The 948-nt window shown below is 70.9% G+C and carries 1 protein-coding gene; it reads left to right on the top strand.

Annotation, left to right across the window (positions count from 1 at the left end; all coding sequences use genetic code 11):
- A partial coding sequence (locus LFM09_RS50090) for an IS4 family transposase (RefSeq protein WP_414103733.1) occupies positions 1–948 on the top strand: 948 nt, incomplete at both ends.

The raw sequence follows: 948 nt of genomic DNA, 5'->3' as shown, positions 1-948 counted from the left end.
GTGACGGCGGTGCCGCGGGACGCGGTGGACGAGGCGATCGCGGTGTGCGGGGTGGGGGCGCGCAGGTCGGATGGGAAGCTGCCGCCGCATGTGGTGGCGTATCTGACGATGGCGTTGTGCCTGTTCCCCGACGATGACTACGCCGAGGTCGTGGCCAAGGTGACGGGGTCGCTGGATCGGTGGGGCTGCTGGGACGCCTCGTGGACGGTGCCGACCTCGAGCGCGGTCACCCAGGCCCGTAAACGGCTGGGCCCGGCCGTGTTCGAAGAGATTTTCGAGCGGGTCTGCGGGCCGGCGGGCGGGGAGTCAGGGCCGATGGCGGGGCTGCTGGCGGCCGGGCGGGCGCGCGGGGCGTGGCTGCGGGACTGGCGGCTGCTGGCGATCGATGGGTTCGAGGTGGACCTGCCCGACAGCGAGGCCAACGCCGCCGAGTTCGGCTACGCCGGCACCGGCGAGGGCCGCTCGGCGTTCCCGAAAGCACGGGTGGTGACCTTCACCGAGTGCGGCACCCATGCCTTCCTCGCCGCCGAGATCGGCACCTACGCCATGTCGGAGAAGGCGTTGGCGGGCAAGCTATATCCGCGGCTGCGGGCCGATGAGCTGCTGACCGCGGACCGCAACTTCTACTCCTACCCCGCCTGGGAATCCGCCGCGAGCACGGGTGCGGCGTTGTTGTGGCGGGCACCGACCCAGCTGGAGTTGCCGGTGGTACGGGTGCTGGCCGACGGCACCTACCTGACCATGCTGTCCAACCCGAAAACCCACAAACGTGAACGCCGGGACCGTGTGACCGCCGCAGCCCGCGCCGGACAGGACATCCATCCCAGCGACGGGCAGTGGGCTCGGGTGATCGAGTACGACGTGCCCGACCGCGACGGCAACGGCACCGGCGAGCTGATCACTCTGCTCACCACCATCCTCGACCCCGCCCACGCCCGAGCCGACGAA

Source organism: Lentzea alba, from assembly GCF_047445655.1.
In the GTDB taxonomy this organism is placed as follows: domain Bacteria; phylum Actinomycetota; class Actinomycetes; order Mycobacteriales; family Pseudonocardiaceae; genus Lentzea; species Lentzea alba_A.
This window is presented reverse-complemented; position numbering and strand designations above follow the sequence as displayed.